20 protein-coding genes are annotated in these 23,356 nt (G+C 54.6%); 8 read left to right on the forward strand and 12 right to left on the reverse strand.

Features of this window, described 5'->3' with window-relative positions; genetic code table 11:
• Nucleotides 1-185 precede the first annotated feature (185 nt).
• Entirely contained in the window at nt 186-2,750 is a 2,565-nt protein-coding gene (clpB, locus tag AVO41_RS02525; protein WP_068582069.1) for an ATP-dependent chaperone ClpB, read from the forward strand.
• Between the two features lie 153 nt (nt 2,751-2,903).
• Nucleotides 2,904-3,194 (forward strand): hypothetical protein, encoded by a 291-nt coding sequence (locus tag AVO41_RS02530; protein WP_068582080.1) that lies wholly within the window; start codon nt 2,904-2,906, stop codon nt 3,192-3,194.
• A 9-nt stretch (nt 3,195-3,203) separates the two neighbouring features.
• Here AVO41_RS02530 and AVO41_RS02535 read toward each other — a convergent pair whose 3' ends face one another.
• On the reverse strand, nt 3,204-4,364 hold the full coding sequence (locus AVO41_RS02535) for a YeeE/YedE thiosulfate transporter family protein (RefSeq protein WP_068582082.1): 1,161 nt from the start codon (nt 4,362-4,364) through the stop codon (nt 3,204-3,206).
• Between the two features lie 166 nt (nt 4,365-4,530).
• Nucleotides 4,531-5,454, reverse strand: coding sequence for a LysR family transcriptional regulator (locus AVO41_RS02540; RefSeq protein ID WP_068582085.1), 924 nt, complete (start codon nt 5,452-5,454; stop codon nt 4,531-4,533).
• A 242-nt stretch (nt 5,455-5,696) separates the two neighbouring features.
• Between AVO41_RS02540 and AVO41_RS02545 the strand changes: the two genes are divergently transcribed.
• The 6 genes from AVO41_RS02545 to AVO41_RS02570 all read left to right on the forward strand — a co-directional run bounded on the left by AVO41_RS02545 (nt 5,697) and on the right by AVO41_RS02570 (nt 12,514).
• Nucleotides 5,697-7,115, forward strand: a complete 1,419-nt coding sequence (locus tag AVO41_RS02545; protein ID WP_068582088.1) for a form I ribulose bisphosphate carboxylase large subunit — start codon at nt 5,697-5,699, stop codon at nt 7,113-7,115.
• A 27-nt stretch (nt 7,116-7,142) separates the two neighbouring features.
• Entirely contained in the window at nt 7,143-7,496 is a 354-nt protein-coding gene (locus tag AVO41_RS02550) for a ribulose bisphosphate carboxylase small subunit (RefSeq protein ID WP_068582094.1), read from the forward strand.
• A 168-nt stretch (nt 7,497-7,664) separates the two neighbouring features.
• Nucleotides 7,665-8,483, forward strand: coding sequence for a CbbQ/NirQ/NorQ/GpvN family protein (locus AVO41_RS02555; protein ID WP_068582097.1), 819 nt, complete (start codon nt 7,665-7,667; stop codon nt 8,481-8,483).
• 100 nt (nt 8,484-8,583) lie between these two features.
• A complete protein-coding gene (locus AVO41_RS02560; RefSeq protein WP_068582109.1) occupies nt 8,584-10,926 on the forward strand; it encodes a nitric oxide reductase activation protein NorD in 2,343 nt (780 codons plus the stop codon).
• Nucleotides 10,927-11,040: 114 nt separating this feature from the next.
• Complete coding sequence (locus AVO41_RS02565; protein ID WP_068583250.1) at nt 11,041-11,943, forward strand: cation diffusion facilitator family transporter; 903 nt, start codon at nt 11,041-11,043, stop codon at nt 11,941-11,943.
• 37 nt (nt 11,944-11,980) lie between these two features.
• Complete coding sequence (locus tag AVO41_RS02570) at nt 11,981-12,514, forward strand: hypothetical protein (protein WP_068582112.1); 534 nt, start codon at nt 11,981-11,983, stop codon at nt 12,512-12,514.
• Nucleotides 12,515-12,527: 13 nt separating this feature from the next.
• Here AVO41_RS02570 and AVO41_RS02575 read toward each other — a convergent pair whose 3' ends face one another.
• The 10 genes from AVO41_RS02575 to AVO41_RS02620 form a co-directional block, all read right to left on the reverse strand.
• Nucleotides 12,528-12,794 carry a late competence development ComFB family protein gene (locus tag AVO41_RS02575; protein ID WP_068582121.1) on the reverse strand — a complete coding sequence of 89 codons (267 nt, stop codon included), beginning with the start codon at nt 12,792-12,794 and terminating at the stop codon, nt 12,528-12,530.
• Between the two features lie 87 nt (nt 12,795-12,881).
• A complete protein-coding gene (gene purD, locus AVO41_RS02580) occupies nt 12,882-14,180 on the reverse strand; it encodes a phosphoribosylamine--glycine ligase (protein ID WP_068582123.1) in 1,299 nt (432 codons plus the stop codon).
• 153 nt (nt 14,181-14,333) lie between these two features.
• A complete protein-coding gene (gene purH / locus AVO41_RS02585) occupies nt 14,334-15,896 on the reverse strand; it encodes a bifunctional phosphoribosylaminoimidazolecarboxamide formyltransferase/IMP cyclohydrolase (protein ID WP_068582125.1) in 1,563 nt (520 codons plus the stop codon).
• Nucleotides 15,897-15,912: 16 nt separating this feature from the next.
• Nucleotides 15,913-16,209 (reverse strand): helix-turn-helix domain-containing protein, encoded by a 297-nt coding sequence (locus tag AVO41_RS02590; protein WP_082676448.1) that lies wholly within the window; start codon nt 16,207-16,209, stop codon nt 15,913-15,915.
• Nucleotides 16,206-17,162, reverse strand: a complete 957-nt coding sequence (gene dusB, locus AVO41_RS02595; protein WP_068582127.1) for a tRNA dihydrouridine synthase DusB — start codon at nt 17,160-17,162, stop codon at nt 16,206-16,208. Before dusB ends, AVO41_RS02590 begins: the two co-directional genes overlap by 4 nt.
• Complete coding sequence (prmA, locus tag AVO41_RS02600) at nt 17,159-18,061, reverse strand: 50S ribosomal protein L11 methyltransferase (protein WP_068582129.1); 903 nt, start codon at nt 18,059-18,061, stop codon at nt 17,159-17,161. The genes dusB and prmA overlap by 4 nt, the downstream gene beginning before the upstream one ends.
• A gap of 1 nt (nt 18,062) precedes the next feature.
• Nucleotides 18,063-19,412, reverse strand: coding sequence for an acetyl-CoA carboxylase biotin carboxylase subunit (gene accC / locus AVO41_RS02605; protein WP_068582131.1), 1,350 nt, complete (start codon nt 19,410-19,412; stop codon nt 18,063-18,065).
• A gap of 65 nt (nt 19,413-19,477) precedes the next feature.
• A complete protein-coding gene (accB, locus tag AVO41_RS02610; RefSeq protein ID WP_068582133.1) occupies nt 19,478-19,948 on the reverse strand; it encodes an acetyl-CoA carboxylase biotin carboxyl carrier protein in 471 nt (156 codons plus the stop codon).
• A gap of 21 nt (nt 19,949-19,969) precedes the next feature.
• Nucleotides 19,970-20,404 carry a type II 3-dehydroquinate dehydratase gene (gene aroQ / locus AVO41_RS02615; protein ID WP_068582135.1) on the reverse strand — a complete coding sequence of 145 codons (435 nt, stop codon included), beginning with the start codon at nt 20,402-20,404 and terminating at the stop codon, nt 19,970-19,972.
• 135 nt (nt 20,405-20,539) lie between these two features.
• Entirely contained in the window at nt 20,540-23,278 is a 2,739-nt protein-coding gene (locus AVO41_RS02620) for an EAL domain-containing protein (RefSeq protein ID WP_068582145.1), read from the reverse strand.
• Nucleotides 23,279-23,356: the final 78 nt, after the last annotated feature.

Here is a 23,356-nt window from a genome sequence, read left to right on the forward strand (position 1 = left end):
TGGATTCTAGTGTTTTTTTCGTAAAAAGTGAGCATTCGTTGATCTGCTTGTCGACCGAAGTGGCGCGGTTTGCTTTTCAGTAAGTTTTGACTTGAAAAAATTCGCTTACCCCTTATAAAGGAAGTAACAGAAAATTTCTGTCCTGTCAGCATCTGAACGGGCAGAGTTAAGGGAGATTGTTAAGTATGATGGATAAATTTACCACTCAGTTTCAAACCGCCTTGTCCGAAGCCCAATCGATTGCGCTGGGTCAGGATAATCAGTTTATCGAACCGCTGCACATTCTGGCGGCATTGTTGGCCGATCAGAGCTCGTTGTTGCAACTGGCCGGTGTGCAAGTGCCGCAATTGAAAACCGCTGTGAATGAAAAGCTCGAGACGCTGCCCAAAGTTTCGGGCACTGGAGGCGATGTGCAGTTGTCCCAGAACGCCGGACGGTTGTTGAACGTGATGAACCAGTTGGCACAAAAACGCGGCGATGCCTACATTGCCAGTGAACTGTTTTATTTGGCGGCATTGCAGTCCAGCGACCCGGTGAAAGACCTGCTTAAGTCAGCGGGGGCCACAGAAAAAGCGATTGAAGCCGCGATTGAACAGGTGCGAGGAGGCGAAACCGTGCAGGATCAAAATGCCGAAGAAAATCGAGAGGCGCTGGATAAATACACCCTGGATCTGACCGAGCGAGCTCGCAGTGGCAAGCTGGACCCGGTGATCGGGCGGGATGACGAAATTCGTCGTGCGGTGCAGGTGCTGCAACGACGCACCAAAAACAACCCGGTGCTGATCGGTGAGCCGGGTGTGGGGAAAACCGCCATCGTAGAAGGACTGGCCCAGCGTATTGTCAACGGCGAAGTACCCGAAGGGCTGAAAAACAAGCGTCTGCTCTCACTGGATTTGGCCGGACTGCTGGCCGGGGCCAAATATCGCGGGGAGTTCGAAGAACGCCTGAAAGCCCTGTTGAAAGACCTGGAAAAGCAGGAAGGTCAGGTCATTCTGTTTATTGATGAAATTCACACCATGGTCGGTGCGGGCAAAACCGAAGGTTCAATGGATGCAGGCAATATGTTAAAACCGGCGCTGGCCCGCGGCGAATTGCACTGCATTGGCGCGACCACGCTCAACGAATACCGTGAGAACATCGAAAAGGATGCAGCGCTGGAGCGTCGTTTCCAAAAGGTGATCGTGGACGAACCGTCCGAAGAAGACACCATTGCCATTTTACGTGGTCTCAAAGAGCGTTACGAAGTGCACCACGGGGTGGCGATTTCCGATCCGGCAATTATTGCGGCGGCGCATCTGTCGCAGCGCTACATCACCGATCGTCAGTTGCCGGACAAGGCAATTGACCTCGTGGATGAGGCGGCCTCGCGCATTCGTATGGAAATTGATTCCAAACCTGAAGAAATGGATAAGCTGGAGCGGCGTCTGATCCAGCTTAAGATTGAGCGCGAAGCGTTGAAAAAGGAAAAAGACGAGGCAACTAAGAAGCGTCTGGAAACGCTGGAAGCGTCCATCGATGAGATGGAAAAAGAGTACGCCGACCTGGAAGAAATCTGGAAAAAAGACAAGGCGGCACTCCAGGGAGCCAAGCAGTACAAAGAAGAGCTGGACAAGGCCCGTGTGGAAATGGACGCCGCCCACCGTGAAGGCAATCTGGGGCGCATGTCTGAGTTGCAATATGGGGTGATCCCCGAACTGGAGCGTAAAATCGCCGAGGCCGAAGTGGCCGAAGGGGAAGACGACGGCACCATGCATCTGCTGCGCAACAAAGTCAGCGAAGAAGAAATTGCGGAAGTGGTGGCGCGCTGGACCGGGATTCCGGTGGCAAAAATGCTCGAAGGCGAGCGAGACAAACTCCTGCGAATGGAAGAGGCGCTGGGCAAACAGGTGATCGGGCAGAAAGAGGCTGTGTCTGCTGTGTCGGATGCGATTCGCCGCTCGCGCGCGGGTCTGGCTGATCCCAATCGACCCAATGGCTCTTTCCTGTTTTTGGGGCCGACCGGGGTGGGCAAAACCGAGTTGACCAAGGCGCTGGCCGACTTCTTGTTTGACACCACCGATGCCATCGTGCGTCTGGATATGTCCGAGTTTATGGAAAAACATTCCGTGGCCCGTCTGATCGGGGCGCCTCCGGGCTATGTGGGCTATGAGCAGGGCGGTTATCTCACCGAGGCCGTGCGGCGCAAACCTTATTCCGTGATTTTGCTGGATGAGGTGGAAAAGGCGCACCCGGAAGTGTTCAATATTCTGTTGCAAGTGCTGGACGATGGGCGTTTGACCGACGGTCAGGGGCGCACGGTGGACTTTAAAAACACCGTGATTGTGATGACCTCCAACCTCGGCTCGCAACTGATTCAGGAAAAAGCCGGGCAAGCCGATTACGCCGAGATGAAAAAAGACGTGATGGATGTGGTCGGAGGGCATTTCCGCCCCGAGTTCATCAACCGGATTGATGACATCGTGGTCTTCCATCCATTGGATCGGGACCAGATTCGCGCGATTGCCGACATCCAGCTAAACCATCTGCGCAAGCGTCTGGCTGATAATGAGCTTTCGATGGACATCAGCGAGGCGGTGCTGGAGAAAATTGGTGACGCCGGGTTTGATCCGGTCTATGGCGCCCGTCCTTTGAAACGCGCGGTGCAACAGCTGGTGGAGAATCCGCTGGCACAGAAACTGTTGCAGGGCGATTTCAAAGCCGGGGACACCATTCACGTCGGATTGACCGATGGCGAGATCGATTTTCATTGATCCAAACCGAATCAATGAATTGACCAGGCCTGGTTAAAACGAGCCTTTTGACACCCGCTTCGGCGGGTGTTTTTGTTTGTGTACTTGATGCGAGATGGCTGATAAAATAAGACGCATTATCATCTAAAATTTACGGAAAAGATCAGGGATTTTATGGCGTCAACATTTGATTCGTTTCATTCATCTGCGGCAGCCAGTGATGCGTTGCCGATGGATGCGCCCGTGACGGTCACCTTGTCACTGGAAAAAATCGTGGCGCTGATGCGGGCCGGTTACTTGTGCGGGGCGGACCTTCATGCGTCAGACCCGCGCACGCGGGCGCTGGTCCATCAGGCGTGTTTGCAAAGTTGTCAGCAGAAGGTGTGTGACGAATGCGAGTACCGCGATCACTGTCCCAGTGCTTCTGTGGACTGGCCTTTGCCCGACAAAATGCCCATTGCTTGAATCGCTTGGTTAATGCTGTCCGCTTAGGCGCAGTATACTCAGCCCAATGCGGCTGCCTGCCAACCCCGCCAATGCCCACAACCACCCATGCAGACTGCCCGAGGCGATGCCACTGAAAAACGCGCCAATGTTGCAGCCGTAGGCAATCAACGCGCCGTACCCCATTAACACACCGCCTACCAGTGCCAACCCATACGACAGGCGCCATTTGAACGGATGGTCCGACAGTGGCTTTTTGGGTGAATGGATAAAGGTCACCAGCATGGCCCCGGCAATCAGCCCCAGTGCCACCAGACTGACGGTATCAGTGAGAATCGGTTGAGACAGGCGCTCACCATGGGCCATCGCATAGCTCCAGAAGGCCCAATCCATTTGCAGGGTCGCCGCCAGACCGCTGGCTTCGGCCAGATTCAGTCCCCAGTAGGGGAACACATTGGCCAGCGTCCAGGGGCGCCCGGTCGTGTAAAGCACCCAGGCGTTCAGCAGGGCCAGGCTGATGGCGGCCAGCAACCAGGGGTGCCATCGGTTAAGCTGCCAAACGCGTCCCCGAATCAAGGGTTGGACCTGGCCGGTGCGACGACGTTCCAGTCGTCGGACCCACAGGTAGAGGGCGGCCAGCAGGGCAAACTGCGCGCCAAAGCTGACCACCAGCTGATCCGGCTGAAACACGGAAATCGGTGCCAATGCCGGTAAACTACGCCAGAAATCCATCTGCCAGGCGGCGAGTGTCCCGCCGAGCAGCAACCCAAGAAAACTCCAGATCGACAAAGGCTGAAACTGGCCCAGTTTATTCAGTGTGCCGGAGGTGCAACCGTGTCCCAGTTGCATGCCGATCCCGAACAGAAAGGCCCCTGCGACCACCGCGAGGCCCAGGGGCTGAATCATACCCTGCATGGGCTGAGGCCCCGGTTGCCAGGCGAGCAGCACAAAAAACAACAGACTGGCCAGGGCGAGCATCCAGATCAGCGTGCGCAGCCCCAACGTCTGCCCGCCTTGAAGCAGCGCATGGGAGCAGCTACGAAAACCGAAATGCAGGGCGTGCAGGGTGATGCCCAGCAATAGCCCTGTGATGAAATTGACCAGGCCTGGTAAAACGTTTGATTGATACAGCATCAGGTTTAACGCAACCAGCCCCAAAAACAGTCCAAGGGTAAAACGTGTTCGGTTCATAGAAAGGGTTTATGGTTCTTGATTAATTTTATGAGAGGGTAGTTTAAGGGATTGATGCACGGGTGTGAAATGAAAGCCGTGAATCCGGGCATATGAAAAACTGAACGCCGGTTGGAATGCGATGCGGACACCGCGAGATGCGCGATTTTTTGAATGGAAGCGCTCTTTAGCGGGTGTCGGACATGGCCAGCAAGCGGTTGATGTCCACGCTTTTGAGAAAGTCCATAAAGGCTTGCGCGGGCGGTAGCATGACTTTGTCTTTGGGGGTGGCCACGTACCAGTCCCGGTTGAGCGGGAAACCTTCCACATCCAGAATCTGCAGGTGGTGATACTTGGCCTCAATGCGCACCGCCTGGCGTGGCACCACCGCCAGGCCCAACCCGGCCATGACGGCCTGTTTGGTGGCTTCAGTGCTGCCCAGCTCCATGTAAGGCTGGAGACGGATGCCTTTTTGGGAAAACACTTCTTCCGCGGCAATGCGAATCCCGGAACCGGCTTCCCGTGTGAGGAATTTTTCACCCGCCAGTTCGGTAATCGGAATTTTGCCTTTGCAGGGAGGCTTGTAGGTCAGCGGCGCGACCACCACCAGCTCATGCTTAAAGAAAGGGTAGGCGTTCATTTGCAGTTCCTGCGGTACCCGTCCCATGATCGACAGGTGATACTGGTTATTTTTGAGCTCGCCCAGTATGCGTCGTCGGTTGACCACAGTGATGTTGGGGTGGACTTCCGGGTATTGGTTCAAAAACGCCTTGAGCACATGGGGAATGAAGTATTTGGCGGGGGTGACCATGGCGATTTTCAGCTCGCCTTTGACCACTTCCTGTTCCGATTTGATGTTCTCGTTGAGGTCTTTAAGTTGTTGCAGCAGGTTGTCGCAGGCCTGGCACATTTTCTCCCCAGCCGGCGTCAGATAGAGTTTTTTGCCAATGAATTCAACCAGTTTAACGTCGTTGTTTTCTTCCAGGCGTTTGACCTGAGACGACACCGCGGGTTGGGACAAATCCAGTTCGTCCGCGGCATTGGTATAACTTTTGAGACGGCAGACCGCGTTAAAGATGCGAATCTGCTGGGCCGTGATCTGAAAAGGCAAACCGATTTCTCCCGGTCAGAAAATCCAACCTATTGATAATTATCTATTTATCTAATCAGTATAACAGAATGTTATGCAGATGATAACAGGGACCCCATTTTCAAACGTTTCATTTTCAATAAGATAGCCGTCACTGCAAACGAGCGCTGCGGTCAGGAATCGCTTTCATAGATAGATGAAAGGCCATGCATTCACTCGTTTCAGACTCATTTTTACTATCCAACCACAAGAAGAGGTAAAAGATGGCTAAGACTTATAGCGCGGGCGTAAAAGATTACCGCGAAACGTATTGGATGCCAGAATATCAGCCGAAAGAATCGGACTTTTTGGCGTGTTTTAAAGTGGTTCCTCAGCCGGGCGTGCCACGTGAAGAGATTGCGGCCGCGGTGGCAGCCGAATCTTCCACTGGGACCTGGACGACCGTTTGGACCGACCTGCTGACCGATCTGGATTACTATAAAGGCCGTGCTTACAAAATCGAAGACGTGCCGGGTGATGACGAAGCTTTCTATGCATTCATCGCGTATCCAATCGACCTCTTTGAAGAAGGGTCTGTGGTCAACGTCTTTACCTCTCTGGTTGGTAACGTGTTCGGCTTTAAAGCCTTGCGTTCCCTGCGTCTGGAAGACGTACGCGTCCCGCTGGCGTATGTCATGACCTGTGGTGGGCCACCACACGGGATCCAGGTTGAGCGCGACAAGATGGATAAGTATGGTCGCCCAATGCTGGGTTGTACCATCAAGCCTAAGCTGGGTCTGTCTGCGAAGAACTATGGCCGTGCTGTCTATGAGTGTCTGCGTGGCGGTCTGGACTTCACCAAAGATGATGAAAACATCAACTCTCAGCCATTTATGCGCTGGCGTGACCGTTTCCTGTTCTGTCAGGAAGCGATTGAAAAAGGCGAAGCGGAAACCGGTGAGCGCAAAGGTCACTATCTGAACGTGACGGCTCCAACGCCTGAAGAAATGTATAAGCGTGCGGAATTCGCCAAAGAGCTGGGTTCACCGATCATCATGCACGATTACCTGACCGGTGGTTTTACCGCCAACACAGGTCTGGCGAACTGGTGTCGTGAAAACGGCGTTCTGCTGCACATTCACCGCGCGATGCACGGTGTGATTGACCGTAACCCTCACCACGGGATTCACTTCCGTGTGCTGGCCAAAGCGCTGCGTTTGTCAGGGGGGGATCACCTGCACTCCGGTACCGTTGTTGGTAAGTTGGAAGGTGACCGCGCTGCGACACTGGGTTGGATCGATCTGATGCGTGACAGCTTCATTGAAGAAGATCGTTCACGCGGCATCATGTTTGATCAGGACTTCGGTGCAATGCCTGGTGTCTTGCCAGTGGCTTCCGGTGGTATCCACGTCTGGCACATGCCGGCACTGGTCGCCATCTTCGGTGATGATTCCGTTCTGCAGTTCGGTGGCGGTACCCTGGGCCACCCATGGGGCAACGCAGCCGGTGCGGCCGCGAACCGTGTGGCTTTGGAAGCGTGTGTTCAAGCGCGTAACGAAGGCAAAGAAGTCGAAAAAGTTGGTAAGGAAGTACTGACCGAAGCGGCGAAGCACAGCCCAGAGCTGAAAGTGGCAATGGAAACTTGGAAAGAAATCAAGTTTGAATTCGACACCGTTGACAAGCTTGACGTCAGCCACAAGTAATCGAAACCAGTTTTAGGAGTTTAAATCATGAGTGAAGTACAAGATTACCCTTCGCGTCTGTCGGATCCGAAGTCACGTAAGGCAGAAACGTTTTCTTACCTGCCAAAAATGAGCGACGAGCAGGTTCGTCAGCAGGTTCAGTACATCATCGACCAGGGTTGGAACCCGGCGATTGAGCACACCGAACCTGAGCACGCTTTCGACTACTACTGGTACATGTGGAAGCTGCCAATGTTTGGCGAAACGTCCGTTGACCGTGTGATGGAAGAAGTGGACGCTTGCATCAAGGCCAACCCGAACAACCACGTTCGTTTGATTGGCTATGACAACTATTCGCAGTCTCAGGGCGCGAACATGTTGCTTAAGCGTGGTGACATCTAAGCGATTGCGTTGGATGAAACCGCCCGTCATTTCGTGACGGGTTCGGCTGGCGTTTCGGCGTCGGCCATCCATTTTTGATTGATAAGCAAGGGCGAATGGCACGCTTGTTTATCAATCAAAAATGCGAATCTCACGGCTCATGCAGCCATTAACCAGGGAGTGTCGATTATGTCTGAAGTCAATGCGTTGGACCCATCTCAGTATTTGATTAAGGAAGCCCCTTTTTACCAGCCGGTGGCCGACGAAGTGGGCGTATTTGAATCCGCTTACGATTCACGCATGCCGATCATGCTGAAAGGGCCAACGGGCTGTGGTAAGTCCCGTTTTGTTGAATACATGGCGCACAAGCTGAACAAGCCTCTGATTACCGTGGCCTGTAACGAAGACATGACCGCCTCGGATCTGGTCGGGCGCTATCTGATCGATATCAACGGCACGCGCTGGCAGGACGGCCCTTTGACCGTTGCCGCTCGCATTGGTGCCATCTGTTACCTGGATGAGGTGGTGGAAGCCCGCCAGGACACCACGGTAGTGATTCACCCGCTAACCGACCACCGTCGTGTTCTGCCACTGGACAAAAAAGGTGAATTGGTGGAGGCACACCCGGATTTTCAGCTGGTGATCTCCTACAACCCTGGCTATCAGTCGATGATGAAGGATCTCAAGCAATCCACCAAGCAGCGTTTCGGCGGGTTTAAGTTTGACTACCCGGAAGAGGGCATCGAAGCGGACATCGTGGCCAAGGAAGCGGGCATTGATCGCGCCACGTCGGAAAAGCTGGTTCAGGTTGCACAGCGTTCGCGTAATCTGAAAGGCCACGGCCTGGACGAAGGGATTTCCACTCGTCTGCTGGTGTATGCGGCGCAGCTGATTAATAAAGGCGTGCCGGCCAAGCAAGCCTGTACCGTGGCTCTGATCACGCCGTTGACGGACGACGACGACATTCTCGATACCTTGTTGACCACGGTCGACACCTTTTTCGAATAAGTTGGTCGCAGACGCCATCCCGCGATGGGGTGTTTTTGACCAGGCCTGGTAAAAAACAGGCCCGATCGTCTCTGTGTCTTCGCAAGCAAGGTAAGTCGCTATGAGTTCGGAAATCGAAGAAATCAAAGCCTCGTTGATTGAATCCGTGCCCCAGCTGGATGATATGCTGGATGCATTGATTCACGAGGCCGCTCATTCCATGAATGAGGCCACACGCAAAACCTGGCTTCAGAATGCCCAGGGCATTGCCTATTTGGGCAAAGGCCCGTCGGTGGTGGTCAGTTTTCTGGAATCGGTGCCACAGGTGGTGGCACGGGTCGAAGATGAGATCCTGACCGACATTGTGGAAACCACCATGAAACTGTCCTCGGTCACCTCCGGCGAGGTGGTGGGGTTGATGCTGGATTCACTGCCTCTGGCGGCGGAGCGCACGGGCGACATTGATCTGTTGCGAACCTACTTGTCCCTGATCTATCAGATCGGCTCCAAATCACCTCGCGGCCTGCGTCCGATGCTGCAAAACATCGACGAACTGCTTTCCAAGCTCACCGTGTCCGGGTTGCGTCGTTGGGCCCAATGGGGCGCTCAGGCACACGCTCGTGATTTCAAGGCCCAAATCGCGTATTTTTCGCTGGAAGCGGCCGATTCCAAAGCGGTGTTCCAGCAGCAACGCAAAGGCACGCTGTTCATTGATCACCATCGCTCGCTGAATTTCTTTCTGCGAGCTTTCTGGGGGCGGGATTTCTTTATCCGCCCGGCTGCGGCGGATTTTGAAGATTTTAAGCCGTATTTCGAAAACATGGCGATGCACCTGCCCGATGCACTCAATGATCTGGGCGAGGTCAAGGGGCTGGAAATCTACCGAGCCATGGCGGCCCACCAGGCCGCGCATCTGATGTACACCCGTCAGGCCATTTCGATGGAGCAGTTGAACCCACAGCAGATGTTTTTCATTGAGCTGATCGAAGACGCACGGGTGGAGTACAACGCAATCAAAAAATTCCCCGGGCTCAAAACGCTGTGGTTGAAGGTGTTTGACGCCAATCGCGAAGCGGTTGAGCTGCCCCAGGGCAGCACGGCCTGGCGCCTGGAACAGTTGGCCCTGTCTTTGATGGATCCGGAATATGATCTGTCCGCTTTGGGCGATGATGCCTTGAATCTGGTGCACGAGCGTTTTTACGATGAGATCAATGAGCACCTGGAAGACGAGAAATGGTCCTGGGATTTGGGGTTGACGCTCTATAATGCCTTGAACCAGGCCGTCAGCAAATGGGAATCGCTCACCGACATCAGTCAGACGCGTTTTGGCTACCGTGACGACAATCGCCTGGTCTGGGCCAGTGAAGAGTGGGGCGAGATGGCCGGGCTGGGCGCGGCGCCTCAGGAAACGGTGCGCAAGCATGTGTCGCTGATGGAATTGGTCAATGAGCTGGATTCCGAGTTGGAAAGCGATGACCATCAGGAAGTCTGGGTCTACGGGGAAGAGCTCTACCCGTATGAAGACGAAGGCGTGACCTACAACGAAATGGAGGGGGTGGAGCCGGTTTCCGATCCCTTCCATTATTATGAGTGGGATTATCGGGTGCAGCTGGCACGTCCTAACTGGGTAACGCTGTATGAGCACCGTGCCAAAAAAGGGGATCCCAACCTCTATGATGAAATTCTGGATCGCAACAAAGGCATTGCTCACCGCATCAGACAGATTGTGGACAAACTTCAGGCCGTCGGTCTGCAGCGTATCCGTCGGATTGAGGACGGGGATGAGCTTGACCTGAATGCCTGCGTGGAAGCCATTACCGCCTTGCGTATGGGACAGGAGCCGGACCCACGCATCACCATGAAAAACGTGATCCGCTCGCGTGAAGTGTCGGTGGTGATCCTGCTGGATCTGTCCGAATCCACCAATGAGTATGTGCCGGGGGAAGACAAAACCGTGCTTGACGTCACCCGAGAGGCGGCGATTCTGGTCTCACATGCGATCAATGGCATTGGGGATCAGTTTGCGGTACATGGCTTTGCCTCCGATGGGCGTCATGATGTGCAATACACCCGTTTTAAACAATTCGACGAGCCCTTTGACTCGGATGTGCATGCCCGTCTGGCGGGCATGCAGGGCGGTCTGTCGACCCGGATGGGCGCGGCCATGCGCCACGCCGGTCATTACCTGGACCAACAGCCGAGTAAGCAGAAGTTGCTGTTGACCATCACCGACGGCGAGCCGTCGGACATTGATGAGCAGGACACGCAATACTTGAAGCAGGACGCCAAAAAGGCGGTGGAAGAACTTGGGTCGCGGGGCATTTATTCCTACTGTCTGACCATTGATCAGTTCGCTGACAAGTATGTGCAACAGATATTCGGGCACAATCGCTATGCGATTGTGGACGATGTGATGCGTCTGCCGGAAAAACTGCCCGCGCTGTTTGCCAATCTGACCAGTTAAGTCTTTCCCGGAGGTGTTGGCCGGATGAGACTGCGAAACCGACTTGGGTGTGCTATGCTCAAGATCGGTTTTTTGTCACAGGCGGGCGTCAGTGCCCGTCGCAGGGAGCTCGATATGTCACATTCTCACCACCATTATCATGGCGACCCGTCCAAGCTGGGCGAGGTCAGGCTGATCTGGGCGGTGGCGGCCAATATGTTGCTGACCTTGGCGCAGGTCATTGGTGGATTGATCTCAGGCAGCCTGTCCCTGATGGCGGACGCACTGCATAACTTCAGTGATGCGGCTTCCCTCTTGATCGCTCTGGTGGCGATTCGAGTGGGGCGGCGACCGGCCGATGCGCAGAAAACATTCGGTTACCGGCGTACGGAGACGCTGGCGGCGTTTGTCAATCTGCTCTTGTTGCTGATGATCGGTTTCTACCTGATGGTGGAAGCGTTTAAGCGGTTTTATGCCCCCGAGCCGATTACCGGCTGGATCGTGGTGGGCGTGGCTGGCATAGCGCTGGCCGTGGATTTGTTTACGGTCTTTTTGACTTACAAGCCTGCCAAAGACAGCTTGAACATGAAGGCCGCCTTTTTGCATAATCTTGGCGATTCGTTGGCTTCGGTCGGAGTCATGGTGTCAGGGACCTTGATTTTGCTTTATGACTGGGTCTGGGTGGATGCCTTAATCACGCTGGCCATTGCCGGTTACATCCTGTGGCAGGCGGTGGTGCAGCTGCCCAAAGCCGCGCATTTATTGATGGACGGCGCTCCAGTGAATTTAAGTCTCTCCCAGGTGCGAGCACTGCTGACCGATTGCCCGGAAGTGGTCAGTGTTCATCATCTGCACCTTTGGCAGATCGATGAACACAAAATCGGTCTGGAAGCGCATTTGGTCCTCGAAGACCTGAGCCGTATGGAAGCGGTCAAGCAACCGCTGAAAGAGGCGCTTTCGCAAAAGCTGGGCATTGAGCATGCCACGCTGGAGTTTGAAAGTCCTGGCTATGATTGCCCGGATCGTGATGAGCCATGAGCTCGCCTGCTGCAATGACTCTGAATAAGGACAACCCATGAATGCAACTGAATTGAAAGACGCGCTCAACGCGCTCGATGATGACGCCTATCAGGCGCTTATGGAAGGCGCTGGTCTCGTGGTGGAGCAGGATGAAGGCCTGAGCATCGGCCGGCCGGATCAGGCGTTTGTGATGTTTGAGCTGGGGGATGAGACGTTTGAGAATGCGCAGGCGCTTAAAGCTTCGCTATTGTCCCGCGCTGAAGGGCTGATTGACGAGTACTATCAATTCAACCCACTGAGCAAACCGTTCTTTAACCGCCAACTGATGGCGTATGTGCAGACCTATGGCCCGGAGGCGTTTGTGTCGATGCCGGGTCAATCCGCTCAGTGGGTGGTGTTTGCCGATGGTGGTGAGCTGGTGTGCGAAGACGCAAGCAGCCCCCGTTTTGATTATGGCTTGCACTTGCGGCTGGATGAAAAAATGCCCGCACTGGCGATCAAGAACAAAGTCAAAAACTGGGTGCAATCAGGCTCAGCCTACGAAGACTATATCAGCGTGAACGTCTGTCGTTTCAGCTGTATGGAATGAGGATGAGGCGGCGTTAGACGTCGTCCAGTTTCCGAATTTTCTTGAAGGCTTTTTTGACTGCCTTGGCGACCGTATCATCCACCTCGAGATGTTCCTGGCCGGACATGTAAAACGACATGTCGATGTCGTAACGGATGTAACGGGGTGGAATGCGGTTAAGGGCCATGCAGGCCAGATCGGCCAATTGTTCTTCGTCCAGACCGCTTTTCAGGTAGTTTTCATTGATGTGGTCAAACACCTTGCGTTCATAAAAGTTATGAACCGACTCGAGCGTGGACATAACGGCTCCTTACCTGTGTGATCATTCTGACAATATAGCCGATTCGCACACAGAAAAAAACCGCTTTTTCACCAGGGCTGGTCGTTTTTATGCTGGTTTGTTACTTTCCCGGGCGATCGCACGATGACCGATGTCGGTGCGATAGTACGCCTGATCCCACTGAATCTGCTTGACCGCCGCGTAGGCACGTGCCTGGGCATCGGTGACGTTTTCACCCAGTGCAGTGACGCAGAGCACGCGTCCGCCGGCTGTGACCAGTTCTCCCGCGTCATTGGTGCCTGTCCCGGCATGAAATACCTTGGTGGTGGCGGAATTGGCCTGTTCGATGCCGTGAATCACATCGCCTTTTGGATAGCTGCCGGGATAGCCGCCCGCGGCCATCACCACGCCCAGTGCCGCCCGGTCGTCCCATTCGGCGTCAATCTCGTCCAGGCGTTTGTCCACGGCTGCCAAGCAGAGCTTGGGCAGGCTGGATTTCAGGCGCATCATAATCGGTTGGGTTTCCGGGTCGCCAAAGCGACAATTGTATTCCAATACTTTCGGTGTTCCGTCTGGGGTGATCATGATGCCCGCATACAGAAAACCAGTGTATGGGTGGCCGTCTGCAGCCATGCCTTCAACGGTGGGGCGAATGACCTCCTCCATGATACGCGCATAAATCTCACGTGTGACCACGGGGGCGGGGGTGTAGGCCCCCATACCACCGGTATTGGGACCGGTGTCACCATTGTCGCGGGCCTTGTGGTCCTGGGACGTCGCCATGGACAGGATGTGCTCGCCATCGGCCATCACGATGAAACTGGCTTCTTCGCCCTGGAGAAATTCTTCAATCACGACCCGTGCACCGGCCTGGCCAAACTTGTTGCCTGAAAGCATGTCGGTGACAGCGTTTTTGGCCTCAGACACGGTTTGCGCCAGGATCACGCCTTTGCCAGCCGCCAGACCGTCGGCTTTGACCACGATGGGGGCGCCGACCTCTTCCAGATAAGCATGAGCGGGTTCGACCTCGGTAAACACCTGATAGGCCGCGGTGGGAATGTGATGTTTGGCCAGAAAGTCTTTGGAAAACGCTTTGGAACCTTCCAGTTGTGCCGCAGCCTGGGTCGGGCCGAAACACTTGAGTCCAGCCTCGATAAAGGCATCCACGACCCCGGCCACCAGCGGCGCTTCAGGCCCGACGATGGTGATGTCAATTCGTTCGTTGCGAGCAAATTCCACCAGGCCTGGCAAATTGTCCACCGCGATGTCGACATTGGTCAGCCCCGGTTCCAGCGCGGTCCCGGCATTGCCCGGTGCCACAAATACCTGTTGCACGTCCGGGTCCTGCGCCGACTGCCAGGCCAGTGCGTGTTCACGTCCGCCGCTTCCAATCACTAATACGTTCATATCGAATCCATTCAATCTCGTTTCGTTAGTCAATCACTTCTGTTAAGCCGGATAAAAAATAGGCGTTTTGCTCAAGGTCAAGGGGGGAATGCAGGCCATAGCAACGCTATGGCCAAATTTCCCAACGCAGAGAGTGAGCAAACAAGCTATTTTTTAATGGCGGAAATGGCGCATGCCGGTGAACACCATCGCAATCCCATGTTCATTGGCCGCGTCAATCACTTCCTGATCGCGCATGGAACCACCGGGATGGATCACCGCGGTGATGCCCGCTTCGGCTGCGGCATCAATGCCATCGCGGAAGGGGAAAAAGGCATCGGAGGCCATGACCGAGCCGGGCACTTCCAATCCTTCGTCGGCGGCTTTGATGCCGGCAATTTTGGCGGAATAGACCCGGCTCATCTGCCCGGCACCCACGCCGATGGTCTGGCCGTCTTTGACATAGACAATGGCGTTGGATTTAACGAATTTACCTACTTTCCAGGCAAACAACAGATCGGCCATTTCTTTGTCGGTGGGCGCGCGTTCGGTGACCACGCTCAGGTCGGCGGCACTGACAGTGCCCAGATCGCGGTCCTGGACCAACAGGCCACCTGTGACGCGTTTGTAGTCGAACGCTGCTTGCGGCTCTCCCAGTTCGCCGCAGGCCAACAGGCGCACGTTTTTCTTTGCGGCCACGGCCTGTTCGGCTTCCATCGTGATGGTGGGGGCGATGATCACTTCGACAAACTGCTGGTCGACAATGGCCTGGGCGGTGTCGCCGTCCAGCGCTCGGTTAAACGCAATGATGCCGCCGAAGGCCGAGGTCGGATCGGTGGCGAACGCACGTTGGTAAGCGTCTTTGAGGTCGGTGCCCATGGCCACGCCGCAGGGGTTGGCATGTTTGACGATGACGCAGGCGGTTTCATTGAAGGTTTTCACCAGCTCCAAGGCGGCATCGGTGTCGGCGATGTTGTTGAACGACAGGGCCTTGCCTTGAATCTGCTTGGCCGTGGCGACGCTGGCCTCAGTGGCATTGCGCTCGGTGTAAAAGGCCGCTTTCTGGTGCGGGTTTTCGCCATAGCGCATGCTTTGTTTTTTGATGAATTGGGTGTTGTAGGTACGTGGGAAGGTGTCCTCGGCGTCCTCGCTGAAACGCTGGCCGAAATAGTTGGCAATGGCGCCATCGTAACGCGCGGTCTGTTCAAAGGTTTTGATCGACAGATCAAAGCGGGTGGCGTCAGACAAAGCGCCCTGATTGTCACGCATTTCAGACAGGACGCGCGCATAGTCTTCGGGGTCGGTGACCACGGCCACATCGGCGTGGTTCTTAGCCGCCGAACGCAGCATGGTGGGCCCGCCGATGTCAATGTTTTCAATGGCGTCTTCTAAGGTGCAGTCAGGCTTGGCGACGGTGGCTTCAAACGGATAAAGATTGACCACGACCATGTCAATGGGGTCGATGCCATGTTCGGCCATGACATCGTCGTCCGTGCCGCGTCGGCCCAGCAGCCCACCGTGAATTTTGGGGTGCAGCGTTTTGACGCGCCCGGCCATCATTTCCGGAAAGCCTGTGTGTTCAGACACTTCGGTTACGGGCAAACCGGCTTGTGTCAGTGCTTTGTAGGTGCCGCCCGTGGACAGCAGCGCGACGTTCATGTCGTTCAGAGAACGGGCAAAATCGACGATGCCGGATTTATCGGAAACACTGATCAGTGCGCGACGAACGGGTTTCATAGTTTTTCTCCAGAAATCAGGGTTGGGTAATTTGGTAGTGTTGCATCTTTTTGCGCAAGGTGTTGCGATTGATGCCTAAAATCGCGGCGGCCCGGCTTTGGTTGAATTCGGTGCGGGCCAGAACATACTCAAACAGGGGTTTTTCCACCTGACTGATCACCATCTGGTAAACGTCAGTGGGGGTTTCCTGTTCAAGGGTCTGAAAGTAGTGCGCAAGCGTCTGGGTGACATGTTCATTCAACGGCGCTGGTGCCTCGGTGGGGGCATCGGCCAGAATGGGGTCAGAGGTGTGTGGGAATTGAGTCTTATTCATGTCAAAAAACGGTCAATCAGTTCCAGTTGCTGGTCCGTTTGGTCCAGGCGGTTTGCGGCTTGCCTCAGTTGGGCGCCATTGGGTATATGTCGGCTGTACCAGCCGATGTGTTTGCGTGCGATCCGGGCGGCCTGAAGATCACCATAGAGGGATGCCAGTCCCTGAATATGACGACGCATTACATGGCGAAAGGTGTCTCCATCGGGGGGAGGGAGCGTGTCGCCGGTTTCCAGATAGTGGTGAATCTCCTGAAAAATCCAGGGATAACCTTGCGCCGCACGACCGATCAGCAAACCGTCGGCACCCGTATATTTTAATACATCTTGGGCCGTTTTTGGGGTGCAAATGTCTCCGTTGGCGATCACCGGGATGCCCACGGATTGTTTGACCCGCCGAATGGTCTCGTATTCGGCTTGTCCCTGAAATTTATCGGCCCTGGTTCGACCATGAATGGCCACGCCCTGCAAACCACAGGCTTCGGCCAATTGCGCAATGGATTCCGCATTGCGCTGCTCGCTGTCCAGCCCGGTTCGAAGTTTGACCGTCACCGGGAGGCTGACCGCCTCAACCAGTGCCTGAAAAATCTCAGTAACACGCCCGGTGTCTGCCATCAGGGCAGAGCCGGCGGCCACGGCACAGACTTTTTTGGCAGGACAGCCCATGTTCAGGTCAATGATTTGGGCGCCGCGTGCCATCTGAAAGCGGGCGGCGGCGGCCAGTTCCTCCGGTTCCGTGCCCAGCAGCTGAACGATCCGAGGTTCGGCTTCGTCTGCCTGCGCATGGCGTGTTTGCGATTTTCTGGAGGCGTTCAGCTCAGGTTTGGAGGCGACCATTTCCGAAACGGTGAAGTCGGCTCCGAAGGCCCGGCAAAGATCTCGCATGGCCCGGTCTGTGATGCCCGCCATGGGCGCCAGTCCCAAAACCGGGGTGTCAGGGAGCAGTGGCCAACTCATGACGGGGCTTGCAGTGTCAGCTGGGACCAGTCCTCAAGGGTGTTGTGGGCGAGGCACTGAAAGCCGTGCCGGGTGTAGTCGTCCAGCAGGTCATCGACTTGTGTGGTCAGCAAACCTGACAGCACCAATGTGGCCTCCGGTTTCAGTAAAGACTGGAAATTGGGTCGCAGGCTTTTAAGTGGCCCGGCGAGGATGTTGGCGATCACCAGATCCGCTGGCTGAGGGGAAGTGGCTTCGAAGTCTTCCACCAGCTCAAAGGTGATGTCAGCTTGATTGCGTTCGGCGTTGTCCCGGCTCGCTCGGATGGCCTGAGGGTCAATGTCGGTGCCCGACACGGAACGCGCGCCCAGTTTTGTGGCAGCCAGGGCCAGTACGCCCGAGCCGCAGCCATAGTCCACAACGCTTTGATCAACGGGGGAGTGGGCGTCGAGCCATTGCAGGCACAGGGCAGTAGTCGGGTGAGTGCCGGTGCCGAACGCCATGCCCGGATCGAGCATTAGATTGACAGCCTGCGGATCGGGCGGCTGATGCCAGCTGGGTACGATCCACAAGCGCTGACCAAACTGCATGGGTTCAAAGGCATCCATCCAGGCCCGCACCCAATCTTTGTCTTCCAGCGGCTCAATGGTAAAGTCGCTTTTGACCAGGCCTGGTGAATCGGGCAGAGTGGGGGCCGCCAGCACTTGAGTAAGCAGGGCATCCACATCCGTGGCCGCGTCAAACAGTGCGATGACCTGTGTGCGCTGCCAGATCGGTGTGGTCCCCAGTTCCGGTTCGAAAATGGGTTGGTCAGCGGCATCCGCAAAGGTGACCGAGGCTGCCCCCTGCTCGCTGAAAGCATCCGAGAGTGGGTCGGCCAGTGTTTCATTGACCGTGGCTTTGATCTGAATCCAGGCCATGTCAGACCAGATGTTCCAGTCGGTGCTCCAGATAGTGAATGTTGGGCCCGCCTTCACGGAAGCCCAGGTCACTCATGATTTCTTCCTGCATGCCGATGTTGGTGTCAATGCCCTGAATGATCAGCTCGTGCAGGGCGGTTTCCATGCGAGCGATGGCCGATTCACGGGTGTTGCCGGTGCAAATCAGTTTGCCGATCATCGAATCGTAATAAGGAGGAACCGTGTAGCCGGTGTAGATGTGAGAATCCCAACGGACACCGGGCCCGCCCGGTAAGTGCAGTCGATCAATTTGCCCCGGGGACGGCACAAAGTTTTTGGACGGGTTCTCCGCATTGATGCGGCATTCAATGGCATGGCCGCGAACCTCGATCTCTTCCTGTTTCAGGGCCAAAGGCTGGCCGGTGGCAATGTCGATCTGTGCGGCGACCAGATCAATCCCGGTGACCTGCTCGGTAACCGGGTGTTCGACCTGCAGTCGGGTGTTCATCTCGATGAAGTAGAACTCACCCTTCTCATAAAGAAATTCGAAGGTGCCAGCCCCGCGGTAATTGATTTCCTTACAGGCATTGACGCAGGCCTGGCCGATCCGGTCGCGTTCTTCTTGTGTGATCCCCGGCGCCGGCGCTTCTTCGATGACTTTTTGGTGGCGTCGTTGCATGGAACAGTCGCGCTCGCCTAAATGTACCGCATTGCCCTGTCCATCGGACAAAACCTGGACTTCAATGTGACGCGGGGTTTCGAGGAATTTTTCCATGTAGACTTCGGAATTGCCAAAAAAGTTCCCGGCTTCGTATTGGGTTAACTGAATGGACTTGATCAGATTGGATTCGGTATGCACAACGCGCATGCCGCGTCCGCCGCCGCCGCCGGAGGCTTTAATGATAATCGGATAGCCGATCTCCCGCGCAAGGCGCTTGTTTTCGTCTTCGTTGTCGCCCAGCGGGCCACCTGAGCCGGGGACCGTCGGCACCCCTGCGGCCTTCATGGCACGGATGGCCGAAACTTTATCCCCCATCAGGCGAATGGTTTCCGCCTTGGGGCCCATAAAGATGAACCCGCTTTCTTCCACTCGTTCGGCAAAATCGGCGTTCTCCGATAAAAAGCCGTAGCCTGGATGGATGGCTTCCGCGTCCGTGATTTCGGCGGCGGCGATAATGCTGGGAATGTGCAGATAACTGTCACCGGAAGAGGCCGGGCCAATACAGACGGATTCATCCGCGAGTAGGACGTGCTTGAGGTTGGCGTCGGCCTGAGAGTGTACGGCGACGGTTTTGATGCCTTTTTCACGGCAGGCGCGCAAAATGCGTAGCGCAATTTCGCCACGGTTGGCAATCAGAATTTTTTCAATCATGGGCTGTCTCGTGTTGGGTCACAAAGCAAAAAGTTAGGGGAGCCAAATGTCGGTCGACTTGCGGTTTATTCGATGATAAACAGGGTTTGACCAAACTCGACCGGCTCAGCATTCTTCGCCATCACTTTCTTGACGGTACCGGAGACTTCCGCTTCGATCGGGTTCATGATTTTCATGGCTTCAATGATGCACAGTGTGTCGCCCACATTGACCTTGTCGCCGACTTGAACATAGGGCGCTGCATCGGGCGAAGAGGCTTCGTAGAATGTCCCGACCATTGGTGAGGTCACTTTGTTGCCGCTGGGTTCCGCATCGGCTTGAGGAGCGCTTTGCTCTGGTGTGGCTTGCGCCGGGGCTTCCGAGGTCTGAGCAGGCATGGTGTTGACGGGCGCGGCCATTTGCTGAGGTGCCTGCATCATGACCGGTTCTTTGGAGCGGGTGATGCGAATGTTGTGTTCGCCTTCTTTGATTTCAATTTCGGCAATGTCGGAGTGTTCAACAATTTCGATCAGTTTGCGAATCGAGCGAATGTCCATAGTTGTATCCTTTGAATAAAGTTATTTGATTTTTTCAACCGCAGCGGTGAGGGCAAGCTGGTAGCCCATGGTTCCCAGACCGGCAATCACGCCCTCGGCGAGATCGGAAAAATAGGAGTGAGCTCGGAATGGTTCTCGGCGGTGAATGTTGGATAAATGCACTTCGATGAATGGAATTTTGACGGTGGCCAGTGCATCGCGAATGGCCACACTGGTGTGGGTAAAGGCCGCCGGATTAATAATGATGAAGGCGACATCGTCCATGGCCTGATGGATGCGCTCAATGATCGCGCTCTCGCTGTTGCTCTGGTAGTGCAGCAGGCGGACTTCGTAGTCATCGGCCAGCGCTTCCAGGTCTTCAATCACATTCGCCAGGGTTTGGCGTCCGTATATCTCCGGCTCGCGTTTGCCCAACATATTGAGGTTGGGGCCGTTGATGACCAGGATGTTTGCCATAGAGTACAGCCTTCGTTTGTGCGGTATACGATTGCGTCAAAATAATAATGAATTATACCTGAATTGGTCAGGCTTTAATATGTGTGAATGCAAAAACATGCACGAATTGTTCTGATCTGTTTTGAAAAGTCGGTTTCAGTCAGTTGAGCTGGGTGGACAGGCTTTTTTCAGGTAGTCGTTGAATTCTGCACGTGGCAGGGGGCGGGAAAAATAATAACCCTGATAGTGGAAACACCCCATGTTCGCCAGTTTTTGTTGCTGGTTTTGGGTCTCGACCCCTTCGGCCAGTACCTCCAGTCGCAGGGCCTGGCCCATGGCAATAATGGTCTGGGTGAGGATCACATCACTTTGATCGTTTTCCAGGTCGGTGATGAAGCTTTTGTCGATTTTAACCTGACTGAAGGGCAATTGTTTGATACTGGACAGCGAGGAAAAGCCAGTCCCGAAGTCATCCATGGAAAAGATAACGCCGATCTCGCGCAGTGCCTGCATTTTTTCCAGGGTGTCGTGCATGTTGTCCAGTGCAATGGATTCGGTGATTTCCAGTTTGAGTCGCTCAGGCGGGAAGGCGTAATGTTCCAATAGTTGAGTGACTTCTTTGACAAAGTTCTGCTGGCGAATTTGACGACCACTGACATTGACCGACAGAGTCAGATGACTGAGTGCAGGGGTGCTTTGCCAATGACAAAGGGTTTCACAGGCCTGTTGCAAGACCCAGTGACCGATTTGGATGATCAGGTGACTTTCTTCTGCCAGAGGGATGAATTCATCCGGTGGCACCATGCCTCGCTCGGGGTGCTGCCAGCGTAGCAGCGCTTCAGCCCCATTGAGCTGGCCACCGCGTCCGACCTGAGGCTGAAAGTAGAGTTGCAGTTGTTGCTTTTCCATGGCGCCGCGCAGATCCTTTTCCAGGAGTAAGCGGTTCTCGAGTTCCCTTTGCATCGCGGGGTTAAACAGGCGAATGGTGTTGCGCCCGGCATTTTTGGCCTGATACATGGCGTTGTCGGCTTGTTTGAGCAGGTCATCCAGGTCGTTCAGGCCGTCGCGGAAAAGCGCAATGCCGATGCTGGGGCTGTTGTAGTGTTCGATGGTGTTGAGGTGATAGGGTTTTGTGAGACTGGAACGGATTTTTTCCGCAATTTTTTCTGCATCTCTGGCGGCAAGCCGCTCATCATTGCTCAAGGCTTCACAGACCAATACAAATTCGTCGCCGCCCAAGCGCACAATGGTGTCGGTATCACGGGAAACGGTTTTAAGGCGCTCAGCCACTTCGACCAAGAGCTGATCCCCCACATCATGACCTCGGGTGTCGTTGAGGTGCTTGAAGTTATCCAAGTCAATGAACAGGACAGCGCCGTATGTATGGTGGCGTTGACTCATGGCAATGGCATGTTCCAGACGTTCAATCAACAGACGGCGGTTTGGCAGTCCTGTCAAAGGGTCGTAAAAGGCCAGTTTTCGAATCTGCTCTTCGTCTTCTTTGCGTTGCGTGATGTCGATGAAGGCCCCAATGTAATTGGTGACACGCCCTCGATCGTTGTAGACCGCGGTAATGGTTAAATATTCGGCATACGTCTCACCGTTTTTACGTCGGTTCCAGATTTCACCCTGCCAGCGACCGTGTTTTTTTAGTTGGTGCCACATGGTTTCGTAAAATTTGGCATTTTGAAGCCCTGAGCTTAAAACGGCTGGGGTTTTGCCAATCACCTCATGGGGGGCGTAGCCGGTTAATCGGGTAAAAGAATGATTCACCTTGAGGATATGGCCGTCCGGATCGGTGATAACAATGCCTTCTTGAACATTGAACGCCGTGGCCGCGATTTTGAGCTCTTTGCGATTATGGTTAATGAGATGGATGGCCCCACCGAGTAAAACAACTAGGAGGGTGATGAAAATCAGGCTGGTCGTATGGCGCTGATCGAGTTGTCCCAGAAATGGTGCTTCTGCCAAGGCGATAATGTAAGCGGCAGGCTTGTTTTCCAGGTCCCGAATGCTCAAAAAACTGGCCAGGTATTGGTGACCCTGTATTGAATAATTTAATGCAAAATCATTTCCTTGCCGCATTTTTTCTGCAACTTCCGGCATGTCACTCAACACGTTTCCGCTTCGTTTGGAAAAAATAGAGGGCTTAGGCGGTGAATTGGGTAAGTTTTTGCGGGTATCGGTTTCAATCCAGTCCGAGTTGAAACGGCTTTGGATGTAGTAATTCTTAAAGCGTTGGAACAAAGCGTGTTTGACGCGCGGATGCAAAATCAGGCTGTATTCACGATTCGGGTCGAGAAAGGCCATGTCCTGGCGCAGTGCTTCAAAGGCATGACTGAATTCGACCGCCCCGAGGTGTTGCTCTTCATCAATGATTGGAAAAACATTTCGAAAGCCTGGCAAAACCCGCCCGAGACCAAAACCGGAGACCGGCTTGAGGGTCTCGTTGGCAATACGGAAGGAGTCGCGCAAGCCGGATAAGTCATCGCCGTAAAAATCGGGCCGGTGCATGCGCAACAGGCTGGTATTGTCGGGCAGGGTGAACTGGAATTGATAAATGTCAGAGGCCTTAAGCTGTTCATAAACCGGGGTCATCTTTTGCTGAAGGGCCTGACGGGCTTGATCTCGCTTGTCGGGGTCCTGGGCGTCGTGCAGCAGTGAAAGCACATCCGGTTGCATGATATAGGTGTTTAAAAAAGCGCGTTTGCTCTTTTTCTGCAGGTGCTGAACAGAACGCCAGGCCAAGGTGAGATCAGACAGTTTTTTGTCGATATAGGCCTGTTTTTGTTGCTCGCTCTGGTGGTTGAGAAACGCCATACCGCCCAGCCACACGGAGACCAGCAGCAGAAAAAGCCAGAGGAAGTTGAATTGAGCTGTGGTAAGCCACCGCATTACGCACCGCCCTTTGAATACCGGATGAACATTAAGTCATTATAGCGCAAAGCGAAATGGCTAAGACAGTGAGTAAGC

This window comes from Thiomicrospira sp. WB1 (assembly GCF_001507535.1).
In the GTDB taxonomy this organism is placed as follows: Bacteria; Pseudomonadota; Gammaproteobacteria; order Thiomicrospirales; family Thiomicrospiraceae; genus Hydrogenovibrio.

Excerpts from the sequence above, each read along its gene's own strand:
- clpB (WP_068582069.1), top strand. The coding sequence starts at position 186 with ATGATGGATAAATTTACCACTCAGTTTCAAACCGCCTTGTCCGAAGCC.
- AVO41_RS02530 (WP_068582080.1), top strand. The coding sequence starts at position 2,904 with ATGGCGTCAACATTTGATTCGTTTCATTCATCTGCGGCAGCCAGTGAT.
- AVO41_RS02535 (WP_068582082.1), bottom strand. The coding sequence starts at position 4,364 with ATGAACCGAACACGTTTTACCCTTGGACTGTTTTTGGGGCTGGTTGCG.
- AVO41_RS02545 (WP_068582088.1), top strand. The coding sequence starts at position 5,697 with ATGGCTAAGACTTATAGCGCGGGCGTAAAAGATTACCGCGAAACGTAT.
- AVO41_RS02550 (WP_068582094.1), top strand. The coding sequence starts at position 7,143 with ATGAGTGAAGTACAAGATTACCCTTCGCGTCTGTCGGATCCGAAGTCA.
- AVO41_RS02555 (WP_068582097.1), top strand. The coding sequence starts at position 7,665 with ATGTCTGAAGTCAATGCGTTGGACCCATCTCAGTATTTGATTAAGGAA.
- AVO41_RS02560 (WP_068582109.1), top strand. The coding sequence starts at position 8,584 with ATGAGTTCGGAAATCGAAGAAATCAAAGCCTCGTTGATTGAATCCGTG.
- AVO41_RS02565 (WP_068583250.1), top strand. The coding sequence starts at position 11,041 with ATGTCACATTCTCACCACCATTATCATGGCGACCCGTCCAAGCTGGGC.
- AVO41_RS02570 (WP_068582112.1), top strand. The coding sequence starts at position 11,981 with ATGAATGCAACTGAATTGAAAGACGCGCTCAACGCGCTCGATGATGAC.
- AVO41_RS02575 (WP_068582121.1), bottom strand. The coding sequence starts at position 12,794 with ATGTCCACGCTCGAGTCGGTTCATAACTTTTATGAACGCAAGGTGTTT.
- purD (WP_068582123.1), bottom strand. The coding sequence starts at position 14,180 with ATGAACGTATTAGTGATTGGAAGCGGCGGACGTGAACACGCACTGGCC.
- purH (WP_068582125.1), bottom strand. The coding sequence starts at position 15,896 with ATGAAACCCGTTCGTCGCGCACTGATCAGTGTTTCCGATAAATCCGGC.
- AVO41_RS02590 (WP_082676448.1), bottom strand. The coding sequence starts at position 16,209 with ATGAATAAGACTCAATTCCCACACACCTCTGACCCCATTCTGGCCGAT.
- dusB (WP_068582127.1), bottom strand. The coding sequence starts at position 17,162 with ATGAGTTGGCCACTGCTCCCTGACACCCCGGTTTTGGGACTGGCGCCC.
- prmA (WP_068582129.1), bottom strand. The coding sequence starts at position 18,061 with ATGGCCTGGATTCAGATCAAAGCCACGGTCAATGAAACACTGGCCGAC.
- accC (WP_068582131.1), bottom strand. The coding sequence starts at position 19,412 with ATGATTGAAAAAATTCTGATTGCCAACCGTGGCGAAATTGCGCTACGC.
- accB (WP_068582133.1), bottom strand. The coding sequence starts at position 19,948 with ATGGACATTCGCTCGATTCGCAAACTGATCGAAATTGTTGAACACTCC.
- aroQ (WP_068582135.1), bottom strand. The coding sequence starts at position 20,404 with ATGGCAAACATCCTGGTCATCAACGGCCCCAACCTCAATATGTTGGGC.
- AVO41_RS02620 (WP_068582145.1), bottom strand. The coding sequence starts at position 23,278 with ATGCGGTGGCTTACCACAGCTCAATTCAACTTCCTCTGGCTTTTTCTG.